Genomic DNA, 24,076 nt, shown 5'->3' with positions numbered 1-24,076 from the left:
GGCCGCGACATCCGAGGAGAATGCGCACGATGCGTTCGGTCATCGCCGCTGCGAAGCGAATCGTAGTGAAAGTAGGGTCCAGCCTCGTTACCAACGACGGGCGCGGGCTCGATCATGCGGCAATCAATCGCTGGGCGGCGCAAATCGCGGCCTTGCGCGAGCAGGGCAAGGAAGTCGTGCTGGTGAGTTCCGGCGCGATCGCGGAGGGCATTCATCGGCTTGGATGGACCAAACGTCCGCGCGAAATCGACGAATTGCAGGCCGCCGCCGCCGTCGGGCAAATGGGGCTCGCGCAGGTCTACGAGAGCAGCTTCGGCGCGCACGGCATTCGCACCGCGCAGATTCTGCTGACGCACGCCGACCTGGCCGACCGCGAGCGCTATCTGAACGCGCGTTCCACGTTGCTCACGCTGCTGCGTCTGGGCGCGGTGCCGATCATCAACGAGAACGACACGGTCATCACCGACGAAATCAAGTTCGGCGACAACGACACGCTCGGCGCGCTCGTGGCGAATCTGATCGAAGGCGACGCGCTCGTCATTCTCACCGACCAACGCGGCCTCTTTACCGCCGATCCGCGCAAGGACCCGAGCGCGACGCTCGTCGAACAGGCGGACGCCGGCACGCCCGAACTCGAAGCCATGGCGGGCGGCGCGGGTTCGAGCCTCGGACGCGGTGGCATGCTGACGAAGATTCTCGCGGCGAAGCGCGCGGCGCATAGCGGCGCGAACACGGTGATCGCAAGCGGCCGCGAAGCCGATGTGCTCACGCGGCTCGCTTCCGGCGAGATGATCGGCACGCAACTCATCGCGCGTACGGCGCGCATTGCGGCGCGCAAGCAGTGGATGGCGGATCACCTTCAAATGCGCGGTCACGTGGTGATCGACAACGGCGCGGTTCAGAAGGTCATCGCCGAAGGCAAGAGCTTGCTGCCGATCGGCGTGATCGACGTGAAGGGCGCGTTCGATCGCGGCGAAGTCATCGCCTGTTTGGACGACGAAGGACGCGAAGTGGCGCGCGGTATCACGAATTACAGCAGTTCAGAAGCGCGGCTGATTCATCGGCGGCCGAGCGGCGAGATTGAAACGGTGCTCGGCTATATGCTGGAGCCGGAGCTGATTCACCGCGATAATCTGGTGCTCGTCTGAGACTTGATACGTAAAAGGCCCGCTTGAAAGCGGGCCTTTTCGCATGAGTTGAGCGCACGTTCGACGCAACTCAACTCAACGTAAACTCAACGCAACCCAACTTCAGCGCACGTTGATGGAACTCTGTGTGCGCTTGTACTGAATGTTGCTGGCGATCTGCTTGGCCGTGCCGACCGGCAGTTTGCTCGTGCAGAAATAATCCTGATACAGCGCCGCCTGATACGCATTCAATTCGCCATTCTCTATGCGGCGAAAGTCGAATGCGACCTCGCGATCCCAAGCCGTACCGTTATCGTTGATGCTCGCGTAGCGGCGCCATTCGTAGGTATCGCAGCGAATGCCTTCGTAATTCACATTGCGCGCGCCGCTCGGGCTCGTCGCGACGATCACATAGCGAATGACGCCATCCTTGCCGACCGAAAGCGAAGTCTTGTCGACGGCGAAAATCAGCGGCGTATTCTGCGACACGTTGAACGCAAGCAGATTCGAGGCTTCGGGCAGCGGCGGAAGCGTATCGACCTTTTCCTCGGTCCACTCCGGCTTCTGGTCGAGCAGATAGGTGAAGACGCCATCGTCCTGTGTGGACGGGCCTTTGTTGCTTGAGCAGGCAGCGAGCGTGGCCAGCATGGCCACGGATACCGCAGCGGACAACGCAAATGAACCAATGGCTTTCAATTCGATCTTCCCGAAAACAGGTGCGCATACGGCAACAGCACGGCGAATTGCTCGCCGTGCCGTGCTCAGTGTCAAAGTAAAAGAAGAACCGCAGTGATCAGTCGCACGAAGACCGCTGCACGATGATATGCACTTCCTCGCTGATCGTGCATTCTGCCTGAACCTCGTTGCCAGCGACGGTTACGGCAGGTGCTTCGATCGTCATCGTCTGGACGACGCGTGGATAGCGTGGTCCGTGATGCGCGACGCGCTCGCCGCGTTCGACGCGGGAGTTGGTACGCCGCAAGAAGCGGGATAGCTCGGTCAGAGCCAGTTGATAAACGTCACGCTTGAACTCGATTACCGCATCCAGCGGGACCCAGTATTCGTTCCAGCGCCAGGCATCGAATTCCGGATGGTCCGTCGCGCGCAGGCAAATGTCACAGTCGCGTCCCACCATGCGCAGCAGAAACCAGATCTGTTTCTGTCCGCGATAATGTCCGCGCACTTCGCGCTTGATGAACTTATCCGGCACCTCATAACGCAGCCAGTCGCGCGTGCGACCGACGACCTTGACGTGCTCCGGAAGCAAGCCGGTTTCTTCGTGTAACTCCCGATACATCGCTTGCACAGGGGTCTCACCGTACTTGATGCCCCCTTGCGGAAACTGCCAGGAATGTTCACGCAGCCGCTTACCCCAAAACACTTCGTTGCGCGCGTTCAAGAGGATGATGCCGACGTTCGGGCGAAAGCCTTCACGATCCAGCATACAACCACCTTCGAATCCTTTAAAATTGCTTTGATTATAAACAGATAACGGGCACGGCGTATTGGAATCAACCCGCGGAACCGGCCTTCGTCATTAGCCCGGGTTCGAAGCACGCATAAGCGACTTTTTGCCAGAGCACTCCGCGTGCGGCAAAATCTTCTTCCGTTGGCCGAAGTAGCGCATCGACGCGCTGCCTCTGCTCCGTACAAAGCCGTCGTCCGTCCCGTCGTTCACACGTATCGCCAGTTTCGAGAGCCAGAGCTTTCGAAGCGCGTGGCGCATTTGGAAAACTCGAATGAAAGCATCCCGTTTCTTCATCGGCACCCTGAAAGAGGCGCCCTCCGAGGCCGAAATCGTCAGCCACAAGCTCATGATGCGCGCTGGCATGATCCGTCGCGTCGCGGGCGGCATTTACGATTACCTGCCAATCGGTTTGCGTTCGGTACGCAAGGTCGAGGCCATCGTGCGTGAAGAGATGAACCGCGCGGGCGCGCTCGAACTGCTGATGCCCGCCGTGCAGCCGGCCGAACTGTGGCAGGAATCGGGACGCTGGGAACAATACGGCCCCGAACTGCTGCGCTTCAAGGACCGTCACGACCGCGACTTCGTCATGGGCCCGACGCACGAGGAAGTGGTGACCGAGATCGCGCGCAGCGCAATCAAGAGCTATCGGCAGTTGCCGGTGAACTTCTATCAGGTGCAGACGAAGTTCCGCGATGAAATCCGCCCGCGCTTCGGTGTCATGCGTGGCCGCGAGTTCATCATGAAAGACGCGTATTCGTTCGATAAAGACACGGCCGGCCTCGCCGAGTCGTATCGGAAAATGTTCGATGCCTACGTGCGCATCTTCACGCGCATCGGCCTGGAGTTTCGCGCCGTCGCGGCGGACAACGGTTCGATTGGCGGCAGCGGCTCGCATGAATTCCACGTGATCGCTGAGACGGGCGAGGACGACATCGCGTATTGCCCGGCTTCGGATTTCGCGGCGAACGTCGAGGCTGCCGAAGGCGTGCCGCTCATCGCCACGCGCGCTGCGCCCGCCGAAGAGCTCAAAAAGACGCCGACGCCCGGCAAGGCGAAGTGCGAAGCCGTCGCCGAGTATCTCGGCATTCCGCTCGAGCGCACGATCAAGTCGATCATTCTCGCCACCGACAACGAAGGCGCCGAGCCGACCATCTGGCTTCTGATGCTGCGCGGCGACCATTCGTTGAACGACATCAAGACGGGCAAGTTGCCAGGCCTCAAGGGTTATCGCTTCGCGACGGAAGCGGAGATTTTCGAATGGTTCGGCACGCCGCCGGGCTATCTCGGCCCGATCGGCACGAAAAAGCCGGTGCGCGTAATCGCCGACAGCACGGTCGCGAACATGAGCGACTTCGTGGTCGGCTCGAACGAAGTGGATTTCCACACGACCGGCGTGAACTGGGGCCGCGATCTGCCCGAGCCGGAAGTCGCGGATATCCGCAACGTCGTCGCGGGCGATCCCTCGCCGGACGGTAAGGGCACGCTCGAAATCTGTCGCGGTATCGAAGTGGGCCACGTGTTCCAGCTTGGCACCAAGTACTCGGATTCGATGGGCGCGACCTTCCTCGACGAAAACGGCAAGCCCGCGCCCATGCAGATGGGCTGCTACGGCATCGGAATCACGCGTATTCTGGGCGCAGCCATCGAACAGAACTTCGACGACAAGGGCATCATCTGGCCGGAAGCCATTGCGCCTTTCGAAGTCGTGATCTGCCCGATGGGCTACGATCGCAGCGAAGCCGTGCGCGAGCAGGCCGACAAGCTCTACGCGACCTTGCAGGAAGCCGGCCTCGACGTAATTCTCGACGATCGCGGTGAGCGCCCGGGCGTGATGTTCGCGGACTGGGAGTTGATCGGCGTGCCGCATCGCATCGTCATTGGCGATCGCGGGCTCAAGGACGGCAAGTTGGAATATCAGGCGCGCCGCGATACCGAAGCCACACTCGTGCCGGTGGACGAGGCAGCGGGCATGGTGACGGCCAAGATTCGTGAGGCGCTCGCGAAGTAACGTGCAATACAACTTCCTGTCGGCGACGATTCTGCTTCTGTTGATTACCGATCCGCTCGGCAATATTCCAATCTTCATCAACGCACTGCGCGGCGTCGCTATCGAGCGGCGTCGCGTCGTGATCTTGCGGGAAGTGGCGATTGCGTTCGTGATCCTGCTAGTGTTCATGCTGGCCGGCGACCGCTTCCTGCGCGCGATGAATTTAACGGATCTGTCGTTGCGTATCGGCGGCGGGATCGTGCTGTTTCTGATCGCGCTGCGGATGATCTTTCCGCATCCCGACGGCCCGATGGGCGGCGACTCGCGCGGCGGCGAACCGCTTATCGTGCCGCTCGCCATTCCCGCGCTTGCGGGACCGTCCGCGCTTGCCACTGTAATGCTGCTGACATCGCAAGCGCCGGGGAAGATGCTGGAATGGATCGGCGCGCTCACGGTCACCATGGTCGTGTGCGCCATCGTGCTCGTGCTGGCCGAGAAGATTCAACACTGGCTCGGCGAGCGCGCGGTGACGGCATTCGAGCGCTTGATGGGGCTCGTGCTCGTGGCCATTTCGGTCGAGATGATGCTCACGGGCATACGGACCTTCGTGCATCAGCTATGAAAAAAGCGGCCTCGGCCGCTTTTTTTTCACTGACTACCGAACGAACGCTCATGCGCCTTCGGTCAGCGCGCGAATGGTCGGCAGATTCCGCCAGTAACCCTTCGCGTCCATGCCGCAGCCGAACACATAACGGTCCGGCACTTCGAAGCCGCAGAAATCAGGACGCAGCGGTTTCGCCTTCGGGATGATCTTCTCGCACAGCACCGCCGACAAAAACTGCTTCGCGCCCATCGCCATGATGCGGTCGCGGATAGCAGCCATGGTTTCGCCTTCGTCGAGGATATCGTCGAGTACGAGTACCACGCGATCTTTCACCGATTCGGCCGGCGCCACGCGCCACTGCATTTCGCTGCCGCCCTTGATGGCGTTGCGATAGCGCGTCAGATGGATGTAATCGAACTCGAGCGGGAAGTCGAGATGCGGCAGCAGCATGCCGGTGAAAACGGCCGCGCCTCCCATGACCGAAAGCACGAGCGGGAAATCGTCGCTCGTTGCCGCCTTGATGGCTGCAGCCATGCGTTCGATCGATGCGTTGACGGCTTCGACCGAAACGATCTCTTCGGAGTGGCTGAAAATATGGAGAGCTTCTTCGCGATTCATAGAGGGAAGCGGGGAGGCGGACTACTTAGTGTGGAAAGAAACGGCGGCGTGCGCCCTATGATAAACCCGCGCTCCTCGCGGCGTTCGGCGCGAGCGCGGGCCTGTTCTGTCGCGCCTAGCGCATGCCGGGCATCATGCCCTTCATGCCGCGCATCATCTTTTGCAGGTTGCCGCCCTTGAGCTTCTTCATCATGCCGCGCATTTGCTCGTACTGGTTCAGCATGCGGTTGACTTCCTGCACATGCACGCCCGCGCCCGCCGCGATACGACGTTTGCGCGCGGCCTTGATGAGCTCGGGCTTCGCGCGTTCCTGAAGCGTCATGGAATTGATGATGCCTTCCATGCGACGCATCTGCTTCTCGGCGTTGTTCATGTCCGCGCCTTGCGCCGCTTGCTGAAACTGCGCGGGCAGCTTGTCCATGAGCGAAGAGAGGCCGCCCATTTTCTTCATCTGCGAGAGCTGCGCCTTGAAGTCGTTCAGGTCGAAGTCACCGCCTTTCTTGACCTTGTCGGCGAGTTGCTGCGCGGCTTGCGTGTCGACGCCGCGCTGCGCTTCCTCGACGAGCGCGAGAATGTCGCCCATGCCGAGAATCCGGTTCGCCATGCGATCCGGATGGAACACTTCGAGACCGTCGAGCTTTTCCGCGACGCCGACGAACTTGATCGGCTTGCCGGTGACATGACGCACGGAGAGCGCCGCGCCGCCGCGCGAGTCGCCGTCGAGCTTGGTGAGCACGACGCCGGTGAGCGGCAGGGCGTCGTTGAACGCCTTGGCGGTGTTGACCGCGTCCTGACCGAGCATGGCGTCGACGACGAAGAGCGTCTCGGCGGGCTTGAGCAGCGCGTGTAGCTCGCTGATCTCCTTCATCATGGCTTCGTCGATACCGAGACGGCCGGCCGTGTCGACGATCACGACGTCATGGTAGTGACGCTTGGCCCAGTCGATTGCCGCGCGCGCGATATCCGCGGGCTTCTGATCCGGCTCGGACGGGAAGAAGTCCGCGCCGACCTGCTCGGTCACCGTCTGCAACTGACGAATAGCCGCCGGACGATACACGTCGACAGAAACCGTCAGCACCTTCTTCTTGCTCTTTTCGCGCAGCAGCTTGGCGAGCTTGCCGGTGGTCGTGGTCTTGCCCGCGCCCTGCAAGCCGGCCATGAGAATGACGGCGGGCGGCGTGACCGCGAGATTCAGTTCGGCGGCCTTGCCTTCGTAGTCGCCGCCGATCACGGCAGTCAGTTCGCGCTGCACGACGCCGACGAGCGCCTGGCCCGGCGAAAGGCTCGACAGGACTTCCTCGCCGAGCGCCTTTTCCTTCACCTTGGCGATGAATTCGCGCACGACCGGCAGCGCCACGTCTGCTTCGAGAAGCGCGAGACGCACTTCGCGCAGCATCTCCTGCGTGTTGGCCTCGGTGAGGCGGGCTTCGCCGCGCAGCGTCTTGACGACGCGCGCCATCCGTTGAGTGAGGTTGTCGAGCATGGGGAGCGCTATAGAATGCGGCCCAGAATTCACAGTGACATGGCGCGCTCACCGCGCTGCGCACTATGCTGGCGCAAGGGTGAAGGCGTCGCGGAACCGGGGCCTAGTGTAAACTTCGAACATGGATATTGTACTGTATGCCCTCACTGCGCTTCTCTACGGCGGACTAGCCGTGGCGGGGTGGCGCGCGCATCGTCATACCGCCGTCGAACCGGCGCTGGCGGGCGTGCCTGCGGGCGTAGGCTCGATGACATCGACGTCGCGCGCATCGGGCATGAGCGGTGTCGGGCGCGCTTTATTATTAGTGGCATTGCTGGTGCATGGCGTTCTGCTGCACACCACCATCTTTCCGCAGAACGCGATGATCTTCGGCTTCGCGTTCGCGCTCTCGGCCATGTTCTGGCTGGGCGCGGGCATCTACTGGATCGAAAGCTTCTTCTTTCCGCTCGACGGCCTGCGTCTGCTCGTGTTGCCGCTCGCTTGCGTGGCGTCCTTGCTACCGCTTCTGTTCGGCGGCGTGCGCGTGCTTTCCTATTCCGCCGCGCCAATGTTCAAGCTGCATTTTCTGATCGCCAATATCGCTTATGGGCTGTTCGCCATCGCGGCGCTGCATGCGGTGCTCATGTTGCTGCTCGAGCGCCGGCTGCAGCGCATGCGCGGTCTCAACACGCGTCATGCGGCCAATGGCGGCTGGCTCGCGAGCTGGCTCGATACCTTGCCGCCGCTGCTTACGCTCGAAAAGCTGCTGTTCAGATTGATCGCGGCTGGCTTCGTGCTGCTTACGCTGACGCTGGTGTCGGGCATCGCGTTCAACGAGCAACTGGTCGATCGCGCGCTGCGTCTCGATCACAAGACCGTGTTCGCGTTCCTTTCCTGGGTAATGTTCGGCGCACTGCTGACCGCGCGACGCGTATCCGGCTGGCGCGGACGCGCTGCCTTGCGCTGGGTGCTCGCTTCGTTCGTCGCGTTGCTGCTGGCTTACGTGGGCAGCCGGTTCGTCTTCGAAGTGCTGCTGCATCGCGCAGTGGTGTGAGCGCGGCATTTCCAACCTGTTCAAGTCGATGCGAAACTTCATTCTTCTGATCGCGCTCTTCTTCGTGACCCAATGGCTCCTGAAGAAACTGCGCCGCGCCAACGAGCGCGCTCAAGCCGATGCGCGTTCGTCGGCGGGAAGCGGCGCGCCGGGTTCATCGGGCGCTGCGGGTGCTGCGGGTGCCACTGGTGCGCGTCGCACGCGTGGCGGCGCCGCTGCGAGCGATGCTCCGCAGCTCACCGATCCGCTCATCCGCTGCGTGCAATGCGGCGTGCATACGCCACGCAGCGAGTCGATCGTGGTGGCGGGACAGCGCTTTTGTTGCGATGAACACGCGCGACGTCATGCCGCGAGCCCACGAGGGCGCGACGCGCGTTGAGCCTTCGGTGCCGAAACGAACATGCGCCGCCTCACGTCGAGGATGTCTTGCAGACCGCAAAGGCGCGCTGTTCCCGCAAAGGCCGTGCTGCGGTAAGCACGGTCATCCTCCCTTGACACGCACTAAGCGCATGCGGCGGCTACTTAGCCAACCGTGAACATGAGATGCGGTTTGCGGCTCTATATTGCGGCGAGCGCAGTCTCATACATCTAAACTCTCGCCGACTGCGAACGCCTGTATCGCCAGGATGGCTTCGGCGCGAACGTCCCGCACGCGCAAAAACTCGAAGCGGCCTTCGCGTATAGCGCAATCACGCGCCCGATTCACGCCTGTCCACACATCTTGACTTCGTTATAAACGCCTCGCGGAAGCTCTGTCTCGCTGCGCCGCAGCAAGCTCACGCCCGATCCCTTGCCGTGCTTTGACGCAGCAAAAGTCAACCCCGTGAGCGCATGGTCAGAGCAAATAAAACTTTTTGAGACTGTGCGAAAGTCCACTATACTTGGTGCCGAGAGACGTACTTTGCACTATATCTTGTGTTGTTGAGGCGGCGCCCGCTCTAATGAGCCGGCGCCGTCGGCTTTCCGGCGTAAGAGAAGTTGGCTGGCCCGGGGCGGTGCGCGCGACGCTTCCATCTGCGAGGAATGGGGCATCGGGTGTATCGAGCGCCAGCAAGAAGCACCGTGAAGAAGGCATGCAAGCGAACGTGAGTCGGAACGTGAGTCGGAACGTGAGTTGAAACGTGAAATCGCGTCGACCGACACCGCGCGCCAACGCGGGCATCGCATGAGACGCCAGAAACAATGCGGGCCGTTATCGGCGTTATTTTTTGCGCGATTCGTGTTCCGAGCCTGCTGTATTCACAGCCTGGCTTTACCGTCAAACATCGCGCGTGTCGCATCGGTTCAACGACGACAGCAAACGCGCGCGGCATAAGTGATAAATCCGCGGACCATCCGCACCATCGAACATCAGGAGTTTTGCACATGCAAACCACCGAGAACGCCACGACTTCCTTCGAAGGCGCATCCGCGCGGCCGCAGGGCGGCGCCAATGCATCGGGCGCGCCAGCGCTCGCGCCGAACACGACGTACGCGGACTACAAAGTCATCCGCCGCAACGGAAGCGTGGTGTCGTTCGAGCCGTCGAAGATCGCCATCGCGGTCACGAAGGCGTTCATCGCCGTGAACGGCGGTCAGGGCGCGGCGTCCGCTCGCGTGCGCGAACTCGTCGACCAACTGACGCAAGCCGTCGTGCGCGCGCTCGTGCGCAGCCGTCCGCATGGCGGCACGTTCCATATCGAAGACATTCAGGATCAGGTCGAACTCGCGCTGATGCGCGGCGGCGAGCACAACGTCGCGCGTGCCTATGTGCTGTATCGCGAGAAGCGCACTCAAGAGCGCGCGCACGCGCCGGAAGTCCGGGCGAACGCGAGCGGCATCAACGTGGTGGACAACGGCGTCACGCATCCGCTCGATCTGGACGCGCTCAAGGCTCTGATCGTCTCGGCCTGCGCCAATCTGGGCGATGCCGTCTCCGCCGATCCGATCGTCGCCGAAACGGTGAAGAACCTGTACGACGGCGTGCCGATGAGCCAGGTCTACGACTCGGCCATCCTCGCCGCGCGCACGATGATCGAAAAAGACCCGGCGTACAGCCAGGTCACCGCGCGCATCCTGCTGCACACGATCCGCCGCGAAATTCTCGAAGGCGAAGTGACGCAAGCCGAAATGGGCGAGCGCTACGCCGAATACTTCCCGCAATTCATCAAGCAGGGCGTGCAAGCCGAACTGCTCGACGACAAGCTCCAGCAATTCGACCTGAAGCGTCTCGGTGCCGCGCTCGACGCGAGCCGCGATCTGCAATTCGGCTATCTCGGCCTGCAGACGCTGTACGACCGCTACTTCCTGCACACGGAAGGCAAGCGTATCGAACTGCCGCAAGCGTTCTTCATGCGCGTCGCAATGGGTCTGTCTCTCAACGAGATCGACCGCGAAGCGCGCGCCATCGAGTTCTACAACGTGCTGTCGTCGTTCGACTTCATGTCGTCCACGCCTACGCTCTTCAACTCCGGCACGCGCCGTTCCCAGCTTTCGTCGTGCTATCTGACGACCGTCGCCGACGACCTCGACGGCATCTACGAAGCGCTCAAGGAAAACGCGCTGCTCTCGAAGTTCGCGGGCGGGCTCGGCAACGACTGGACGCGCGTGCGTGCGCTCGGCTCGCACATCAAGGGCACCAACGGCAAGTCGCAAGGCGTCGTGCCGTTCCTGAAGGTCGTGAACGATACGGCCGTCGCGGTGAATCAGGGCGGCAAGCGCAAGGGCGCGGTGTGCGCGTATCTGGAGACGTGGCACCTGGACATCGAGGAATTCCTGGAACTGCGCAAGAACACGGGCGATGACCGTCGCCGCACCCACGACATGAACACGGCGAACTGGATTCCCGACCTGTTCATGAAGCGCGTGCACGAAGGCGGCGACTGGACGCTGTTCTCGCCGGCTACCTGCCCGGACCTGCACGACCTGTTCGGCGCGGCTTTCGAAAAGGCCTACACGGCTTACGAAGAGAAAGCGGCGCGCGGCGAGATCAAGCTGTTCAAGAAGCTGCCCGCGGCGCAACTGTGGCGCAAGATGCTCGGCATGCTGTTCGAGACCGGCCATCCGTGGATCACGTTCAAGGACCCGTGCAACGTGCGCTCGCCGCAGCAGCACGTGGGCGTCGTGCACTCGTCGAACCTGTGCACGGAAATCACGCTGAACACGAGCGACAATGAAATCGCCGTGTGCAATCTGGGTTCCGTGAACCTGGTCGCGCACCTGGCGAAGCAGGCGGACGGCACGCTCGCGCTGGATCACGCGAAGCTCAAGCGCACCATCAGTGTGGCGATGCGCATGCTCGACAACGTCATCGACATCAATTACTACGCGGTGGCGAAGGCGCGTAACTCGAACCTGAAGCATCGTCCGGTGGGCATGGGCATCATGGGCTTCCAGGACTGCCTGCATCTGCTGCGCACGCCGTATGCGTCGCAAGAAGCGGTCGAGTTCGCGGATCGTTCGATGGAAGCCGTCTGCTACTACGCTTACTACGCGTCGACGGAACTGGCGGAAGAGCGCGGCCGTTACTCGAGCTATCGCGGCTCGCTGTGGGATCGCGGCATCCTCCCGCAGGACACGCTGCAGTTGCTGGCCGAGGCGCGTGGCGGTTATGTCGAAGTCGACACGTCCGAATCCATGGACTGGTCCGTGCTGCGTTCGCGCATCTCGACGCACGGCATGCGCAATTCGAATTGCGTGGCGATTGCGCCGACGGCGACGATCTCGAACATCATCGGCGTGTCGGCGTGTATCGAGCCGACGTTCCAGAACCTGTACGTCAAGTCGAACTTGTCGGGCGAGTTCACGGTGGTCAACGACTACCTGGTGCGCGACCTGAAAGCGCGCGGCCTGTGGGACGAAGTCATGGTGTCGGACCTGAAGTACTTCGACGGCACGCTGTCGCGCATCGACCGCATTCCGGCCGATCTGCGCGCCATCTACGCCACCGCGTTCGAACTGGACGCGAAGTGGGTGGTGGAAGCGGCGGCGCGTCGCCAGAAGTGGATCGATCAGGCGCAGTCGCTCAATATCTACATGGGCGGCGCATCGGGCAAGAAGCTGGACGAGGTCTACAAGCTCGCATGGCTGCGCGGCCTCAAGACCACCTACTATCTCCGCACGATGGCGGCGACGCACGTCGAGAAGTCGACGGTGGCGCACGGCGCGCTCAACGCGGTTCCTTCAGGCGATGGCGGTAGCGGTGCCGCTGGCGCCGGTGGTGTGGACGGATTCAACGGCGGCGCGGTTGGCGGTGCGGCGGCGGGCGGATTCAACGCTGCGGCGGTGGTGGCTGCTGCCGTGCCGGTTGAAGCGGCTCAGGAAGCCGATGGTCCCGTCTGCATGATGCGTCCCGGCGACCCCGGCTTCGACGAGTGCGAAGCTTGTCAGTAAGCTAGTTGCTGGCGGTTCGATCAGGTAGGGCTTTATGTTTCACGCCGGGCCGGCATTGCGTGCTTCGTTGAAGGAAGCGCGCGGTGCCGGCCCGGTTTCGTTTTGGTTCGATCGTTCTGTTTGCTTCGCGGCTTTGCAGCGTGGCGCTTCAGGCTTTCATCAACCTCGCGTTCCTCGCGAAATCTCCGAGCCAGCATCGAGCGGCAATCGCGCGGTTATCGGCATCGACAAAAACGAAAACATTCCGACGACGAAAAACGCGGGCCAAAAATCCGACCACTGCACAGCCGAATGTCCGTTCAGATACTGCGAGAACTCGAGCGTCACGCCGGCAATCGTCACACCCAGCCCGAGCGATACCTGCTGCACGAAGCTCGCGAGACTCGTCGCGCGTCCGACATCGCGCGTTTCGATCTCCGCATAAGCGAGCGAGTTGAGGCTCGTGAACTGCAATGCGGGAAAGAAGCCGCCAAGCAGCACGACTGCCCAGATCAGCCAGGTCGGCGTGCCCGGAAAGAAGGTCCCGCAGGCGGCGATGGCAATGCCGGAAAGCGCCGCGTTGAAGAAGAGCGTGCGTCGAAAGCCGAAGCGCCGCAACACGCGCGACGCCAGCGAGCGCATGAACATGCCGCCGAAAGCCGAAGCGCAGGTGATCGCGCCGGACTTGAAGGCCGTCATGCCGAGCCCTTCCTGCAACGCGAGCGGCAGCAGAAACGGCACCGCGCCAAGCCCGATGCGAAAGAGCGATCCGCCGATCACGCTCGCCTGAAACGTCGGCACCTTGAAGAAGCGCAGATCGAGCAGCGGCCGTTCGACGCGCGCCGCATGCATGATGTAGAACGAGACCATGAGCGCGCCGACGACGCACATCGCAACGGCCATGCTTGGCGACACGAGCTCGCCGCCCACGAGCGACAAGCCGAGCAGCAGCAGCACGCCCGCGCCCGCCGAGAGAAAGAAGCCGAACCAGTCGAGCCTGCCCGGATGCTCCTCGCGCGAATCCGCGATGTAGCGGTTGGTCAGATAGATACCGAGAATGCCGATCGGAATGTTGATGAAGAAGATCAGCCGCCAGTGCAGATATGTCGTGATGAAACCGCCGAGCAGCGGCCCCACGGCGGGTCCGAGCATTGCGGGCAGCGAGAGATAGTTCATCGCGCGAATGAAGTCCGCGCGCCGCACCGAGCGGAAGATGATGATGCGCCCGACCGGCACCATCATCGCGCCGCCGACGCCTTGGATGAAGCGCGCCACCGTGAATGGTCCGAGCGAGGTGGACGCCGCGCAGAGGATAGAGCCGACCACGAACACGCCGATGGCCGCACGAAACACGGTGCGTGCGCCGAAGCGGTCGGCGACCCAGCCGCAGATCGGTATGAAGACGCCGAGGCCGAGCACATAACTCGTGACGGCAATCTTCAGCGTGACGGGATCGCGCCCGAAGGCACGCGCCATTTCGGGAATCGCAGTGACGATGACATTGGCATCGACGCTTTCCATGAACATCGCGCACGCGACGATGAGAGGGGCGATGAGAGCTTTGGCGATCGGCATGGAGAATCGCGTTCGACACGAGGCAGCGAGAGCGGCGATTATGGCACCGATATGGAGCAGCCGACGAGTACGAAACTCGCAACGCGCCGCGATGAACATGGAAGAGGAGTGAAGAAGCGATGGACCCGCAAGACCTGCAACGACTCGTCACGCAGACGATGCCCTACGGCAAGTACAAGGACCGGCTCATCGCCGACTTGCCCGCTCACTATCTCGCGTGGTTCGCGCGTGAGGGTTTTCCAGAGGGCAAGCTGGGTCGCCTGCTTGCGCTCATGCATGAGATCGACCATAACAATTTGCGCTCTCTGCTCGATCCGCTGCGAGGCCGCTGAGGCTGTGCGTCAAGCGCTATAGGTTGTATTTGCCGGGAACGCAAGACACAATATCTAGTGGAAATTGGATGCGCCAAATGCTAGACTTCGGCAACGGTTTCGACGCATCGGAGCGCTTTGCCGAGAGGTCGAAAACAGCCTTCGGTGCATGCATGAACAGGCTTCGAACCCTTGCATCGAGTCACTCGTCGAGCTCATGCATCCGCGTCTCGCGAGACCACGGCAAAGCACATCGAAGCACGGCGAAGAGCATGCAGAGATGACGTATCGACACCACGAATCATCCAAGCGCTTGAGTCTTGTGACATCGCTCGACATTGCATCGCTCGAACATCGCAAGCAAGAACGTCAGCGCTACGCGGCATCTATCGCGAAGAGAGTCATCGAGCAAGCGCGAAGTCACGCGACATGATTTGATCGTCAGCCGCAAAGCCTTATGCGGCAACGCTCTCAGAGCTTCGAGAGAACACGGTCGAAGCACTCGCCGATGTCATCGAACACACTCGATCAGGACCGCTTCACACACGCTTCCACCGATCTTGCATGACGCTTCACACACGATGTGATGAACCAAATGTTGTATGCAGGAAGCAACGCCGAAACTAAAACGCGTGAAAACGAGAATTTCCATGAGCAAACTCTTTTAATGCTCATGGAAAGATGGTACAAACCGAACTAAATTGATGGTGAGAATTTATGCTCAACTGGGATGACGAGACCACTGCCGTAGCTCCCTCGAGCGCTTCGCAACAGAACCCGTTGCAGAACGCTCAAGGCACGACTTTCGGTACGCAAGGTACAGCGCATGTCGATCATCGTGCTGCCCAAGCTCATCAAGCTGCTCATCAGATCGCGCAAGCGAACAACATCTTCTCCGATGGCTTCGTTCCGCCCGCAGCCGCGACTCCTTCCGCTGGCGTCATCGCCGCGCAAAGCGAAGCGCGCGTCAACGTCGCGGACAAGCGCATCATCAACGGCAAGACCGACGTCAATCAGTTGGTGCCGTTCAAGTACAAGTGGGCGTGGGAAAAGTACCTCGCGGGTTGCGCGAACCATTGGATGCCGCAGGAAGTGAATATGTCGCGCGACATCGCCCTGTGGAAAGACCCGAATGGTCTTTCGGACGACGAGCGCCGCATCGTCAAGCGCAACCTGGGCTTCTTCGTCACGGCAGACTCGCTCGCCGCGAACAACATCGTGCTCGGTACGTACCGTCACATCACCGCTCCCGAGTGCCGCCAGTTCTTGCTGCGCCAGGCGTTCGAAGAAGCCATCCATACGCACGCGTATCAGTACATCGTCGAATCGCTCGGGCTCGATGAAAGCGAAATCTTCAACGCCTATCACGAAGTCGCTTCCATCCGCGCGAAGGACGAGTTCCTGATTCCGTTCATCCAGACGTTGACGGACCCGGCCTTCACCACGGGCACGCTGGAAGCGGACCAGAAATTGCTGAAGTCGTTGATCGTGTTTGCCTGCATCATGGAAGGGCTGTTCTTCTATGTAGGCTTCACGCAAATCCTGGCGCTGGGTCGCCAGAACAAGATGACGGGGGCTGCCGAGCAGTATCAGTACATCCTCCGCGATGAATCGATGCACTGCAATTTCGGCATCGACCTCATCAACCAGATCAAGCTCGAAGAGCCGCAATTGTGGACCGCCGACTTCAAGGCCGAGATCCGCGAGCTCTTCAAGGAGGCGGTCGAACTTGAATATCGCTACGCTGAAGACACCATGCCGCGCGGGGTGCTCGGCCTGAACGCGTCGATGTTCAAGAGCTACCTGCGCTTCATCTGCAACCGGCGTTGCCAGCAGATCGGGCTTGACCCGCTCTACCCGAACGAGGAAAACCCGTTCCCGTGGATGAGCGAAATGATCGACTTGAAGAAGGAACGCAACTTCTTCGAGACACGCGTGATTGAGTATCAAACCGGCGGCGCGCTGACCTGGGAATAACAACAAGCCCAGGACGTGTTGCAGACGAAATCGATGGGACGGCCGGGCAGCGGCGTGACACTCACGCGCGCTCGGCCGACAAGGTTTAGGAGAACGGTCGCCTGATGCAGAGTGCGCCTTGTGACTTAGCTAGCCCGTGCTCGTACACGGCTGCGATAGAAGACAGGCCTTTTGCGATCCCTTCAATGGGATGGGCAAACTTCCCCCCGGAAAACGCCAGCGGCAAGCTCGCTGGCTCGATCAAGCGATGGCCGGCGCCGCGTATCAGCGGTGCTGACACTATCTGGCGCGCGGTGCCAAAGGGCACGGCGCGCCTTGCCGTATTCATTAGCGTAAGCAGGTGGGATCAGCGTACGCCGATGAATAATCCGCTTCGTAGCGTGCGCCTTGAGAAGCGACGCGTGGGAAGCGGGTTTTGACGAAGGGTGTAGTTTGAAATGACTCTCATCTGAAAACCTGAAGGAGAAAAACCATGGCAGTTGCCAAGAAAAAACCCGCAGCCAAGAAGGTTGCAGCAAAGAAAGTCACCGCAAAGAAGGCCGCCCCGGCGAAGAAAGTAGCAGCCAAGAAGGTCGCCACGAAGAAGGTAGCAGCCAAGAAAGTCGCGGTGAAGAAGGTCGCGGCGAAGAAGGTTGCAGCGAAGAAGGCTCCGGCCAAGAAGGCGGCAGCAAAGAAGGTAGCGTCGAAGAAGGTCGCAACGAAGAAGGTTGCTGCCAAGAAGGCGCCCGCCAAGAAGGCTGCAGCGAAGAAGGTAGCCACCAAGAAAGTAGCCGCGAAGAAGGCGCCTGCGAAGAAGGCCGCAGCGAAGAAGGCTGCTGCCAAGAAGGCGCCTGCTAAGAAGGCTGCGGCGAAGAAGGCCCCCGCGAAGAAGGCTGCCGCCAAAAAGGCTGCCGCGAAAAAGGCTCCTGCGAAGAAGGCTGCCGCGAAAAAGGCTCCCGCCAAAACCGCTGCTGCCCCTGCTCCCGCCGCCGCGCCTGCCCCCGCTGCCGCTCCTGCTTCCGCTGCTCCCGCAGCGAAGAAGGCTCCCGCAGCCAAGAAAGCTCCGGCCAAAAAGGCCGCTGCTGCGAAGAAGACTACGGCTGCCGCTCCTGCAACGACGGCAACGACCGTATCGACGCCTGCTCCGGCTCCGGCCGCCGCAGTCAAGACGGCGTTGAATCCGGCGGCAGCATGGCCGTTCCCGACGGGCAGCCGTCCGTAAGTCTTTACGTTCGTAGTTGGCAGGACCACGGCACACACCGATGTGCCTTTCGACCGGGTAGGCCTACCCGGCCTCAAACCCGCTGCTCAGGGAAACCTGGCGGCGGGTTTTTCCGTTCGCATGACTTGGGGCTTCGCCGCGTTTTCGTGAGCCAAAGAAAAAGCGCGTGCATCTTTCGATACATGCGCTTCGTTCGGAACGCGAAAGACCTGCGTGCGCTCGATCTGACGAGCCCACGCGAGGGCTAATCCTCCGCTGAATACCTTAGTGCGTGACGCGTGTGACGCCGCCACTCGACAGCAGGCGAACCCGCTCGCCTGCCTGGAACACTTCTCCGTTCGAGGTTTGCGTGATGGCGCGCATGTCGCCGTTATCGAGACGCACGGTGATCTCCAGGCCGTTCTTCATGGCGACGTTGTTCTCGACCGCGTTACCCGCGACCGCGCCTGCCAGACCGCCGATGATGCCCGCGATGATCGACCCGTTGCCGCCGCCGATGACGCTGGCTGCGGCCACGCCGCCGAGCGCGCCGCCACCTATGGTGCCGAGACCGGTCGGTTGACCGTTGTTCGAGCTGATCTTCACGCCCCGCACGCTTTCGACGGTCGCCATGCGCACCGTCTCTTCACGTTGCGCCTGCGAAGCCGTGTACACGTCCGGCGAACTGCTGTTGTAGGCGCAGCCCGTGAGCGCCACCGAGCCGACGAGCGCTACTGCAAGCGCGATACGACTTATCGTTTTCATTCCATTACTCCACTCAATCACGACAGGCTGCTTCCGAAAGCCTGCTTGTAACGCTCTTCAATTTCGGCACGTGCCGGCTCATAAGTTTGCGGACCCTGATGTTCGATCTTCAATGCGCCCATCAGACTTGCAAGACGGCCCGTCTTTTCCCAACCAAGCTTGTTTTCGATACCGTACAGCAGGCCGCCGCGGAATGCGTCGCCGCAGCCAGTGGGATCGACGACTTGCCGCGCTTTCACGGCGGGCACTTCGAGCACGCCGTCCTCGTGATAGATCTGCGCGCCATGCTCGCCGCGCGTGATGATGAGCGCATCGACGCGGCTCATGATGTCTTCGATCGACCATCCGGTCTTGTTGCTCAACAACTTGGCTTCGTAATCGTTGACCGCCACGTAAGTGGCAAGTTCAATCATGCGACAAAGCTCGACACCTTCCAAGATCGGCAGACCCTGACCCGGATCGAACACGAACGGCACGCCCGCCGACGCGAATTGCGCCGCGTGCTCGCGCATGCCGTCGGCGCCATCCGGAGCCACGATGCCAAGCGAGATGTTCTTCGCTTCGTCGGCGCGGTTCAGGTGCGACTCCATCATCGCGCCGGGATGGAACGCGGTGATCTGATTGTTCGCCAGGTCGGTCGTGATGAAGCATTGCGCCGAGTGCTGGTCCGGCAGGACGCGCACGTACTCTTTCGAGATACCGAGCGCGTCGAGCCGGTCGATATACAACTGAGCATCCGCCGCGCCCAGTGTCGCCATGATCTTGGGATCGCCGCCAAGTAGCTTGAGCGCGTAGGCGATGTTGCCCGCGCAGCCGCCGAAGTTGCGCCGCATCGTCGGCACCAGGAAGCTGATGTTCAGCATGTGCACCTGGTCCGGCAGGATGTGGTCGCCGAAGCGGCCCTGGAAAGTCATGATGTTGTCGTAGGCGAGCGAGCCGCAGATAAGCGTAGCCAAGGCGAACGTCCTTTAAGTTTAGGTGCCGAGGAAGAGGGTGCGCATACGGCGCGCGGCGGTGAAACCCTTATGAGCGTCCACCGCGTCCCGTATGCGGACCGCCGGACCGCCGCGGCGGTCCGGCATGCCGTCGACCTTACTTGAGCGAAGCAAGCGCGGCGTCGTAGTTCGGCTCCTGCTTGATTTCCGGCACGAGTTCCGAATGCAGCACCTTGTTGTCTGCGTCCAGGACGACGACGGCGCGTGCCGTCAGGCCCTTGAGCGGTCCGCTCGTGACGTCCACGCCATAAGCTTCCGCGAATTCGTGACCGCGAAACGTCGATGCCGTCACCACGTTTTCGATGCCTTCGGTCGTGCAGAAGCGCTTGGCGGCGAACGGCAGATCGCCCGAGACGACCACCACGACCGTGTTGTCGAGGCCGGCGGCGGCTTCGTTGAACTTGCGCGTCGAGGTCGCGCAGGTCGGCGTGTCGAGACTCGGCACAATGTTCAGCACTTTGCGCTTGCCCGCGAAATTCGCCAGCTTGACGTCGCCGAGATCGGCGCCGACGAGCGTGAATTCGGCCGCCTGCTGTCCGGCGCCCGGAAACGTGCCGCGTACGTCGATAGGATTGCCGCCGAGGGTAACTTGACTCATGTTGCGCTCCAGAGAATGTGTCAGATGCTGACGGGAAAGCGCGCGCGTTCGTTCATCTTCGATGCCAACGCGCGCGTCAGAAAGGACAGGGTTCGTGCGGCCGCGCGGGCACGCATCACGGATAGAAAACCTGAACCCTGTAGTTCGCGGCGACCGCATCGCCCGTATCCAGCCTCACGACGACCGGCTGCGCGCTTTGCGGCGGAAGGCCGATGGGGAATATCGTACCCGGTCGGGCGTAATCCTGCGGCCATAGCACGCGGCGCACGGCGACGTTGCTCTTGTCGTCGAGCAGGGTGAGTTCGAGCGCAGGATAAGCCAGCGACACATCCGACCGATTGCGCAGCGACAGCTTCAGTTCGAGCTTGTGCGGACCGTCGACCTGACGCAGCCCGGAGCTTTCGATCTGCAGCCCGTCGATATAGCGCGGCGGCGCGATGGTGCAGCCGAGCTGATAGCAGATATCCGCGTAGAGCGAATGCGTGCCGGGAACGTAGACCATGACGGATTCGCGTTGCCACCACAATATCTGGCCGATCAGCGTCAGCACGAGCAGCACCGAGAGCACGATACCCGCCGCGCGCCAGCCCGTGCGCGGACGCGTCCATTCGGGATCGGGCGGATCGAGCGGACCGAGTGCATCGCGCGATTCGCGGATGACCGGGAAAGCTTCGTTGGCGCTGGCCGCGTGCGCGGCGCCCGGCGGGCGCGGTGACTTTGCGCCGAAGGCCGGCTCGGGGTCCTTGCCCCAGTCGGCGGCGGGCGCGGGCTCCGGTGCGGGACGCGGCGGTTCGGCCGCGGTCGGCGTCGGGCCGATGAACGGCTCCGCGCGATCGTCCGGCGGAACGAAGCGTGCGGCGGGTGTCTCGGGCGGAGGGACAGGGCGCGTTGGAGATTGTGCGGCCGGGGCGACGTGATCGGCCGGCGGTGCATCGACACGAACGAACTGCTTCGCGGGATGGTTCTGCGCTGGTTGCGCGGATGCAGGCGTATTCGCGTAGACGGTGCGGTCGCTGTCCTCTTCAGGCGCCAAAGGCACAAGCGGCGCGGGCGGCGCGGGCGGATTATTCGCGCCGAGATCGAGCGGTCGAGGCGCAGATGCAGACGGTCCGCTTGGAACCGGTGCGGGTGTCTTTCGCGTGATCGGCTTGGCGGCGGGAGGCGTAGAAGGCTTTACAGCGGCAGGCGCTGCCGGACTCGGCGTCGCCGGCTTCTCTACTTCCTTCGCTATCTTCGGCGCTGCCGGCGCCGTAACACCCGGAGATTCCGCTGCCACCGAATTCGCCGATGCATCGCCATTCGCATCGGACGCAAAGCTTGCAGGACCGACGGCGACTTCATCGTCGATGATCGCCGCATGTTGCGCCTCGTGCGGCGCGGCGTGCTCTTCCGGAAGCTCGAAGCGATGATGCGCGGCGTCGAAGACTTCCTGACAATGGCCGCAACGCACGCGGCCGTCATGCGGCGCGAGCAGATGCGGGTCCAGCCTGAAGACGGTTTCGCAGTGTGGGCAGCGGGTTGCCAGCGCCATAGGAGCGTGCCATTGGCCTCGCGGCCTAGTCGTGGACGATGGCGTTATTCTAAAGGCTTTCGCGCCGAGTTCCGGCGAGGCACACCCAGCCTTCGTGCTCGCGCCAGACAGCGATGTCGATCCACTGCGCGTAGACCGCCGCAACCTCGTCGGCCTGTCGCGCGAGAATGCCCGACAACGCGATACGGCCGCCCGCTTTCACCTTCGAGGCAAGCATCGACGCCATCAGCTTGAGCGGATTGGACAGAATGTTGGCGACGACGATATCGAACTCGCCGGCAGGACATTCGTCAGGCAGACCGTAGATGACGTCGGCGTGATTGCGTTCGCTATTTTGACGCGCGGATTCCACCGCCTGCGGGTCGATGTCGATGCCATATACCGGCTGTGCGCCGCACTTCTTCGCGAGGATCGCGAGGATGCCCGAGCCGCAACCATAATCGAGCAACGACTGTCCGGGTTTCACCGACTGCTCCAGCCACTCCATGCAGAGCCGCGTGGTCGGATGGCTGCCCGTACCGAACGCAAGGCCCGGATCGAGTTCTAGCACGAGCGCGTCCGGGTCGGGCGCGTCATGCCACGAAGGCACGACCCAGATACGCTCGCCGATATGAATCGGATCGAACTGCGCTTGCGTGAGCCGCACCCAATCCTGCTCTTCGACTTCGCGCAGGGAATAGGCGGGCGTGTCGGCAAGACCGATTTCATTCGCGGCGGCCGCGAGAAGCACGGCGGGATCGGCGTCGTCGGCGAGCAGCGCGACCACGCGCGAACGCTTCCACGCGCTCTTCTCCGGCGTGAGGCCGGGTTCGCCGAAAAGCGGTTGCTCGTCAGGCGTGTCGGCGTCGGCGTCCTCGACGGAGACCGACAGCGCGCCCACGTCGAGCAACGCATCCGACAGCGCTTCCGCGTGCTCGCGATCCAGCTCGGCGATCAATTCCCGGTAACTCATGCTAATCGACTCGCTTATGCCTTCGACTCTTCGGCCACCGCCGCCTTGCGCGCGGCGAGCTTGTTTTCGAGGTAATGGATGCTCGTGCCGCCTTCGACGAACTTGGCGTCGATCATCAGTTCGCGATGCAGCGGGATGTTGGTCTGAATGCCTTCCACGACCATTTCCGAGAGCGCGATCCGCATGCGGTTGATCGCCTGCTCGCGCGTCGCGCCATAGGAGATCAGCTTGCCGATCATCGAGTCGTAGTTGGGCGGGACGAAATAGCCGTTGTAGGCGTGCGAATCGACGCGGATGCCTGGACCGCCCGGCGCGTGCCACGACGTAAGACGTCCCGGCGACGGCGTGAACTTGAACGGATCTTCCGCGTTGATCCGGCATTCGATCGCGTGGCCGCGAAACTGAATGTCTTTCTGGCGGATCGAGAGCTTCTCGCCAGCCGCGATGCGGATCTGTTCCTGCACGATATCCACGCCCGTGATGAGTTCCGTCACCGGATGCTCGACCTGCACGCGCGTATTCATTTCGATGAAGTAGAACTCGTTGTTCTCGTACAGGAACTCGAACGTGCCCGCGCCGAGATAGCCCATCTTCTTGCACGCGTCGGCGCAGCGGTCGCCGATACGCTCGATCAGCCGCCGCGCGATGCCCGGCGCCGGCGCTTCCTCGACCACTTTCTGGTGTCGGCGCTGCATGGAACAGTCGCGCTCGCCGAGCCAGATCGCGTTACGGAACGAATCCGCCAACACTTGAATCTCGATATGCCGCGGGTTCTCCAGGAATTTCTCCATGTAGACCTGCGGATTGCCGAACGCCCGGCCCGCTTCCTCGCGCGTCATGTTGACCGCGTTCACGAGCGCCGCTTCCGTATGCACGACGCGCATGCCGCGTCCGCCGCCGCCGCCCGCCGCCTTGATGATGACCGGATAGCCGACCGTGCGCGCAATCTTCACGATCTCTTTTGGATCGTCCGGCAACGCGCCTTCCGAGCCCGGCACGCACGGCACGCCGGTCTTGATCATGGTCTGCTTGGCCGTGACCTTGTCGCCCATCATGCGGATGGTTTCGGGACGCGGCCCGATGAACGTGAAGCCCGATTGCTCGACGCGTTCGGCGAAATCGGCGTTCTCGGAAAGGAAGCCGTAGCCGGGGTGGATGGCTTCGGCGTCCGTGACTTCGGCCGCGCTGATGAGCGCGGGCATGTTCAGATAGCTGAGGTTCGACGGCGCCGGACCGATACACACGGCTTCGTCGGCCAACTTCACGTACTTTGCTTCCTTGTCGGCTTCCGAGTAGACGACAACGGTCTTGACGCCCAGTTCGCGGCACGCGCGCTGGATGCGAAGCGCGATCTCGCCGCGGTTCGCAATAAGGATTTTTTCAAACATGGCTGTGGGTCGGCTCATCAACGGGCGCGACGGGCGCGCCCTCGGGAATCGAATCGGCGGCGCGCGGTTCGGGCATCGTGGAAAACCGATGCGAAGCGCGCGGACACGGCGGGCAGCCGGAGATCGAAAACACG

General features: G+C 62.0%; 21 protein-coding genes and 1 pseudogene. 11 read left to right on the top strand and 11 right to left on the bottom strand.

The annotated features are described in order from the left end of the window. Positions 1 to 29: 29 nt before the first annotated feature. Positions 30 to 1,148, top strand: a complete 1,119-nt coding sequence (proB, locus tag NCT04_RS12475) for a glutamate 5-kinase (RefSeq protein ID WP_250465689.1) — start codon at positions 30 to 32, stop codon at positions 1,146 to 1,148. Between the two features lie 102 nt (positions 1,149 to 1,250). Here the strand turns inward: proB and NCT04_RS12470 are convergent, their stop codons facing one another. Further along, a complete protein-coding gene (locus tag NCT04_RS12470; protein ID WP_370652138.1) occupies positions 1,251 to 1,814 on the bottom strand; it encodes a CNP1-like family protein in 564 nt (187 codons plus the stop codon). Between NCT04_RS12470 and NCT04_RS12465 the strand changes: the two genes are divergently transcribed. Beyond that, positions 1,774 to 1,920: a hypothetical protein gene (locus NCT04_RS12465; RefSeq protein ID WP_244828158.1), complete on the top strand. Its 147-nt coding sequence runs from the start codon at positions 1,774 to 1,776 to the stop codon at positions 1,918 to 1,920. The genes NCT04_RS12470 and NCT04_RS12465 overlap by 41 nt on opposite strands. Here the strand turns inward: NCT04_RS12465 and NCT04_RS12460 are convergent, their stop codons facing one another. Further along, entirely contained in the window at positions 1,921 to 2,571 is a 651-nt protein-coding gene (locus NCT04_RS12460) for an RNA pyrophosphohydrolase (protein ID WP_244826279.1), read from the bottom strand. It lies immediately after the preceding gene. Between the two features lie 295 nt (positions 2,572 to 2,866). Between NCT04_RS12460 and NCT04_RS12455 the strand changes: the two genes are divergently transcribed. Together NCT04_RS12455 and NCT04_RS12450 are read left to right on the top strand one after the other, a co-directional pair. Further along, on the top strand, positions 2,867 to 4,603 hold the full coding sequence (locus tag NCT04_RS12455) for a proline--tRNA ligase (protein ID WP_250465688.1): 1,737 nt from the start codon (positions 2,867 to 2,869) through the stop codon (positions 4,601 to 4,603). A 1-nt stretch (position 4,604) separates the two neighbouring features. After that, a complete protein-coding gene (locus NCT04_RS12450) occupies positions 4,605 to 5,204 on the top strand; it encodes a MarC family protein (RefSeq protein ID WP_244826277.1) in 600 nt (199 codons plus the stop codon). Positions 5,205 to 5,252: 48 nt separating this feature from the next. Here the strand turns inward: NCT04_RS12450 and NCT04_RS12445 are convergent, their stop codons facing one another. After that, entirely contained in the window at positions 5,253 to 5,804 is a 552-nt protein-coding gene (locus tag NCT04_RS12445; protein ID WP_244826276.1) for a hypoxanthine-guanine phosphoribosyltransferase, read from the bottom strand. Between the two features lie 115 nt (positions 5,805 to 5,919). Next, positions 5,920 to 7,287 (bottom strand): signal recognition particle protein, encoded by a 1,368-nt coding sequence (gene ffh, locus NCT04_RS12440; protein ID WP_244826275.1) that lies wholly within the window; start codon positions 7,285 to 7,287, stop codon positions 5,920 to 5,922. Between the two features lie 121 nt (positions 7,288 to 7,408). On the opposite strand from ffh, the gene NCT04_RS12435 reads away from it, so the two are divergent. The 3 genes from NCT04_RS12435 to NCT04_RS12425 all read left to right on the top strand — a co-directional run bounded on the left by NCT04_RS12435 (position 7,409) and on the right by NCT04_RS12425 (position 12,691). After that, positions 7,409 to 8,320: a cytochrome C assembly family protein gene (locus NCT04_RS12435; RefSeq protein WP_244826274.1), complete on the top strand. Its 912-nt coding sequence runs from the start codon at positions 7,409 to 7,411 to the stop codon at positions 8,318 to 8,320. 28 nt (positions 8,321 to 8,348) lie between these two features. Next, complete coding sequence (locus tag NCT04_RS12430; RefSeq protein WP_244826273.1) at positions 8,349 to 8,699, top strand: PP0621 family protein; 351 nt, start codon at positions 8,349 to 8,351, stop codon at positions 8,697 to 8,699. A gap of 986 nt (positions 8,700 to 9,685) precedes the next feature. After that, positions 9,686 to 12,691: a ribonucleoside-diphosphate reductase subunit alpha gene (locus NCT04_RS12425; protein WP_250465687.1), complete on the top strand. Its 3,006-nt coding sequence runs from the start codon at positions 9,686 to 9,688 to the stop codon at positions 12,689 to 12,691. 159 nt (positions 12,692 to 12,850) lie between these two features. Here the strand turns inward: NCT04_RS12425 and NCT04_RS12420 are convergent, their stop codons facing one another. Beyond that, complete coding sequence (locus NCT04_RS12420; RefSeq protein WP_250465685.1) at positions 12,851 to 14,245, bottom strand: MFS transporter; 1,395 nt, start codon at positions 14,243 to 14,245, stop codon at positions 12,851 to 12,853. 119 nt (positions 14,246 to 14,364) lie between these two features. Here NCT04_RS12420 and NCT04_RS12415 point away from each other — a divergent pair, with 119 nt between their 5' ends. From NCT04_RS12415 to NCT04_RS12400, 4 genes and pseudogenes are all read left to right on the top strand, one after another. Then, positions 14,365 to 14,577 (top strand): DUF3820 family protein, encoded by a 213-nt coding sequence (locus NCT04_RS12415; protein WP_250465684.1) that lies wholly within the window; start codon positions 14,365 to 14,367, stop codon positions 14,575 to 14,577. 696 nt (positions 14,578 to 15,273) lie between these two features. Continuing rightward, entirely contained in the window at positions 15,274 to 16,533 is a 1,260-nt protein-coding gene (locus NCT04_RS12410; protein WP_250465682.1) for a ribonucleotide-diphosphate reductase subunit beta, read from the top strand. Between the two features lie 104 nt (positions 16,534 to 16,637). Next, positions 16,638 to 16,974: pseudogene (locus NCT04_RS12405) on the top strand (hypothetical protein). A 31-nt stretch (positions 16,975 to 17,005) separates the two neighbouring features. After that, positions 17,006 to 17,734: a histone H1-like DNA-binding protein gene (locus NCT04_RS12400; protein WP_244826268.1), complete on the top strand. Its 729-nt coding sequence runs from the start codon at positions 17,006 to 17,008 to the stop codon at positions 17,732 to 17,734. 264 nt (positions 17,735 to 17,998) lie between these two features. On the opposite strand, the gene NCT04_RS12395 is transcribed toward NCT04_RS12400, so the two are convergent. The 6 genes from NCT04_RS12395 to accC form a co-directional block, all read right to left on the bottom strand. Beyond that, on the bottom strand, positions 17,999 to 18,478 hold the full coding sequence (locus tag NCT04_RS12395; RefSeq protein WP_244826267.1) for an outer membrane lipoprotein: 480 nt from the start codon (positions 18,476 to 18,478) through the stop codon (positions 17,999 to 18,001). A gap of 17 nt (positions 18,479 to 18,495) precedes the next feature. Further along, complete coding sequence (locus NCT04_RS12390) at positions 18,496 to 19,434, bottom strand: carbohydrate kinase family protein (RefSeq protein ID WP_244826266.1); 939 nt, start codon at positions 19,432 to 19,434, stop codon at positions 18,496 to 18,498. A gap of 136 nt (positions 19,435 to 19,570) precedes the next feature. Beyond that, positions 19,571 to 20,071, bottom strand: coding sequence for a thiol peroxidase (gene tpx / locus NCT04_RS12385; protein WP_250465680.1), 501 nt, complete (start codon positions 20,069 to 20,071; stop codon positions 19,571 to 19,573). Between the two features lie 115 nt (positions 20,072 to 20,186). Then, positions 20,187 to 21,602 carry a DUF3426 domain-containing protein gene (locus tag NCT04_RS12380; protein ID WP_250465679.1) on the bottom strand — a complete coding sequence of 472 codons (1,416 nt, stop codon included), beginning with the start codon at positions 21,600 to 21,602 and terminating at the stop codon, positions 20,187 to 20,189. 49 nt (positions 21,603 to 21,651) lie between these two features. After that, on the bottom strand, positions 21,652 to 22,554 hold the full coding sequence (gene prmA / locus NCT04_RS12375) for a 50S ribosomal protein L11 methyltransferase (RefSeq protein ID WP_250465677.1): 903 nt from the start codon (positions 22,552 to 22,554) through the stop codon (positions 21,652 to 21,654). 14 nt (positions 22,555 to 22,568) lie between these two features. Beyond that, the gene (gene accC / locus NCT04_RS12370) at positions 22,569 to 23,942 is read right to left on the bottom strand and encodes an acetyl-CoA carboxylase biotin carboxylase subunit (RefSeq protein ID WP_244826262.1); all 1,374 of its coding nucleotides are present in this window, start codon (positions 23,940 to 23,942) and stop codon (positions 22,569 to 22,571) included. Positions 23,943 to 24,076 lie beyond the last annotated feature (134 nt).

Source organism: Caballeronia sp. GAFFF2, from assembly GCF_023631485.1.
GTDB lineage: Bacteria > Pseudomonadota > Gammaproteobacteria > Burkholderiales > Burkholderiaceae > Caballeronia.
This window is presented reverse-complemented; position numbering and strand designations above follow the sequence as displayed.

What these genes read in the sequence shown, in the direction of transcription:
- proB (WP_250465689.1), top strand. Translation starts at nt 30, where the DNA reads ATGCGTTCGGTCATCGCCGCTGCGAAGCGAATCGTAGTGAAAGTAGGG.
- NCT04_RS12465 (WP_244828158.1), top strand. Translation starts at nt 1,774, where the DNA reads ATGGCCACGGATACCGCAGCGGACAACGCAAATGAACCAATGGCTTTC.
- NCT04_RS12460 (WP_244826279.1), bottom strand. Translation starts at nt 2,571, where the DNA reads ATGCTGGATCGTGAAGGCTTTCGCCCGAACGTCGGCATCATCCTCTTG.
- NCT04_RS12455 (WP_250465688.1), top strand. Translation starts at nt 2,867, where the DNA reads ATGAAAGCATCCCGTTTCTTCATCGGCACCCTGAAAGAGGCGCCCTCC.
- NCT04_RS12445 (WP_244826276.1), bottom strand. Translation starts at nt 5,804, where the DNA reads ATGAATCGCGAAGAAGCTCTCCATATTTTCAGCCACTCCGAAGAGATC.
- ffh (WP_244826275.1), bottom strand. Translation starts at nt 7,287, where the DNA reads ATGCTCGACAACCTCACTCAACGGATGGCGCGCGTCGTCAAGACGCTG.
- NCT04_RS12435 (WP_244826274.1), top strand. Translation starts at nt 7,409, where the DNA reads ATGGATATTGTACTGTATGCCCTCACTGCGCTTCTCTACGGCGGACTA.
- NCT04_RS12430 (WP_244826273.1), top strand. Translation starts at nt 8,349, where the DNA reads ATGCGAAACTTCATTCTTCTGATCGCGCTCTTCTTCGTGACCCAATGG.
- NCT04_RS12425 (WP_250465687.1), top strand. Translation starts at nt 9,686, where the DNA reads ATGCAAACCACCGAGAACGCCACGACTTCCTTCGAAGGCGCATCCGCG.
- NCT04_RS12420 (WP_250465685.1), bottom strand. Translation starts at nt 14,245, where the DNA reads ATGCCGATCGCCAAAGCTCTCATCGCCCCTCTCATCGTCGCGTGCGCG.
- NCT04_RS12415 (WP_250465684.1), top strand. Translation starts at nt 14,365, where the DNA reads ATGGACCCGCAAGACCTGCAACGACTCGTCACGCAGACGATGCCCTAC.
- NCT04_RS12410 (WP_250465682.1), top strand. Translation starts at nt 15,274, where the DNA reads ATGCTCAACTGGGATGACGAGACCACTGCCGTAGCTCCCTCGAGCGCT.
- NCT04_RS12400 (WP_244826268.1), top strand. Translation starts at nt 17,006, where the DNA reads ATGGCAGTTGCCAAGAAAAAACCCGCAGCCAAGAAGGTTGCAGCAAAG.
- NCT04_RS12395 (WP_244826267.1), bottom strand. Translation starts at nt 18,478, where the DNA reads ATGAAAACGATAAGTCGTATCGCGCTTGCAGTAGCGCTCGTCGGCTCG.
- tpx (WP_250465680.1), bottom strand. Translation starts at nt 20,071, where the DNA reads ATGAGTCAAGTTACCCTCGGCGGCAATCCTATCGACGTACGCGGCACG.
- NCT04_RS12380 (WP_250465679.1), bottom strand. Translation starts at nt 21,602, where the DNA reads ATGGCGCTGGCAACCCGCTGCCCACACTGCGAAACCGTCTTCAGGCTG.
- prmA (WP_250465677.1), bottom strand. Translation starts at nt 22,554, where the DNA reads ATGAGTTACCGGGAATTGATCGCCGAGCTGGATCGCGAGCACGCGGAA.
- accC (WP_244826262.1), bottom strand. Translation starts at nt 23,942, where the DNA reads ATGTTTGAAAAAATCCTTATTGCGAACCGCGGCGAGATCGCGCTTCGC.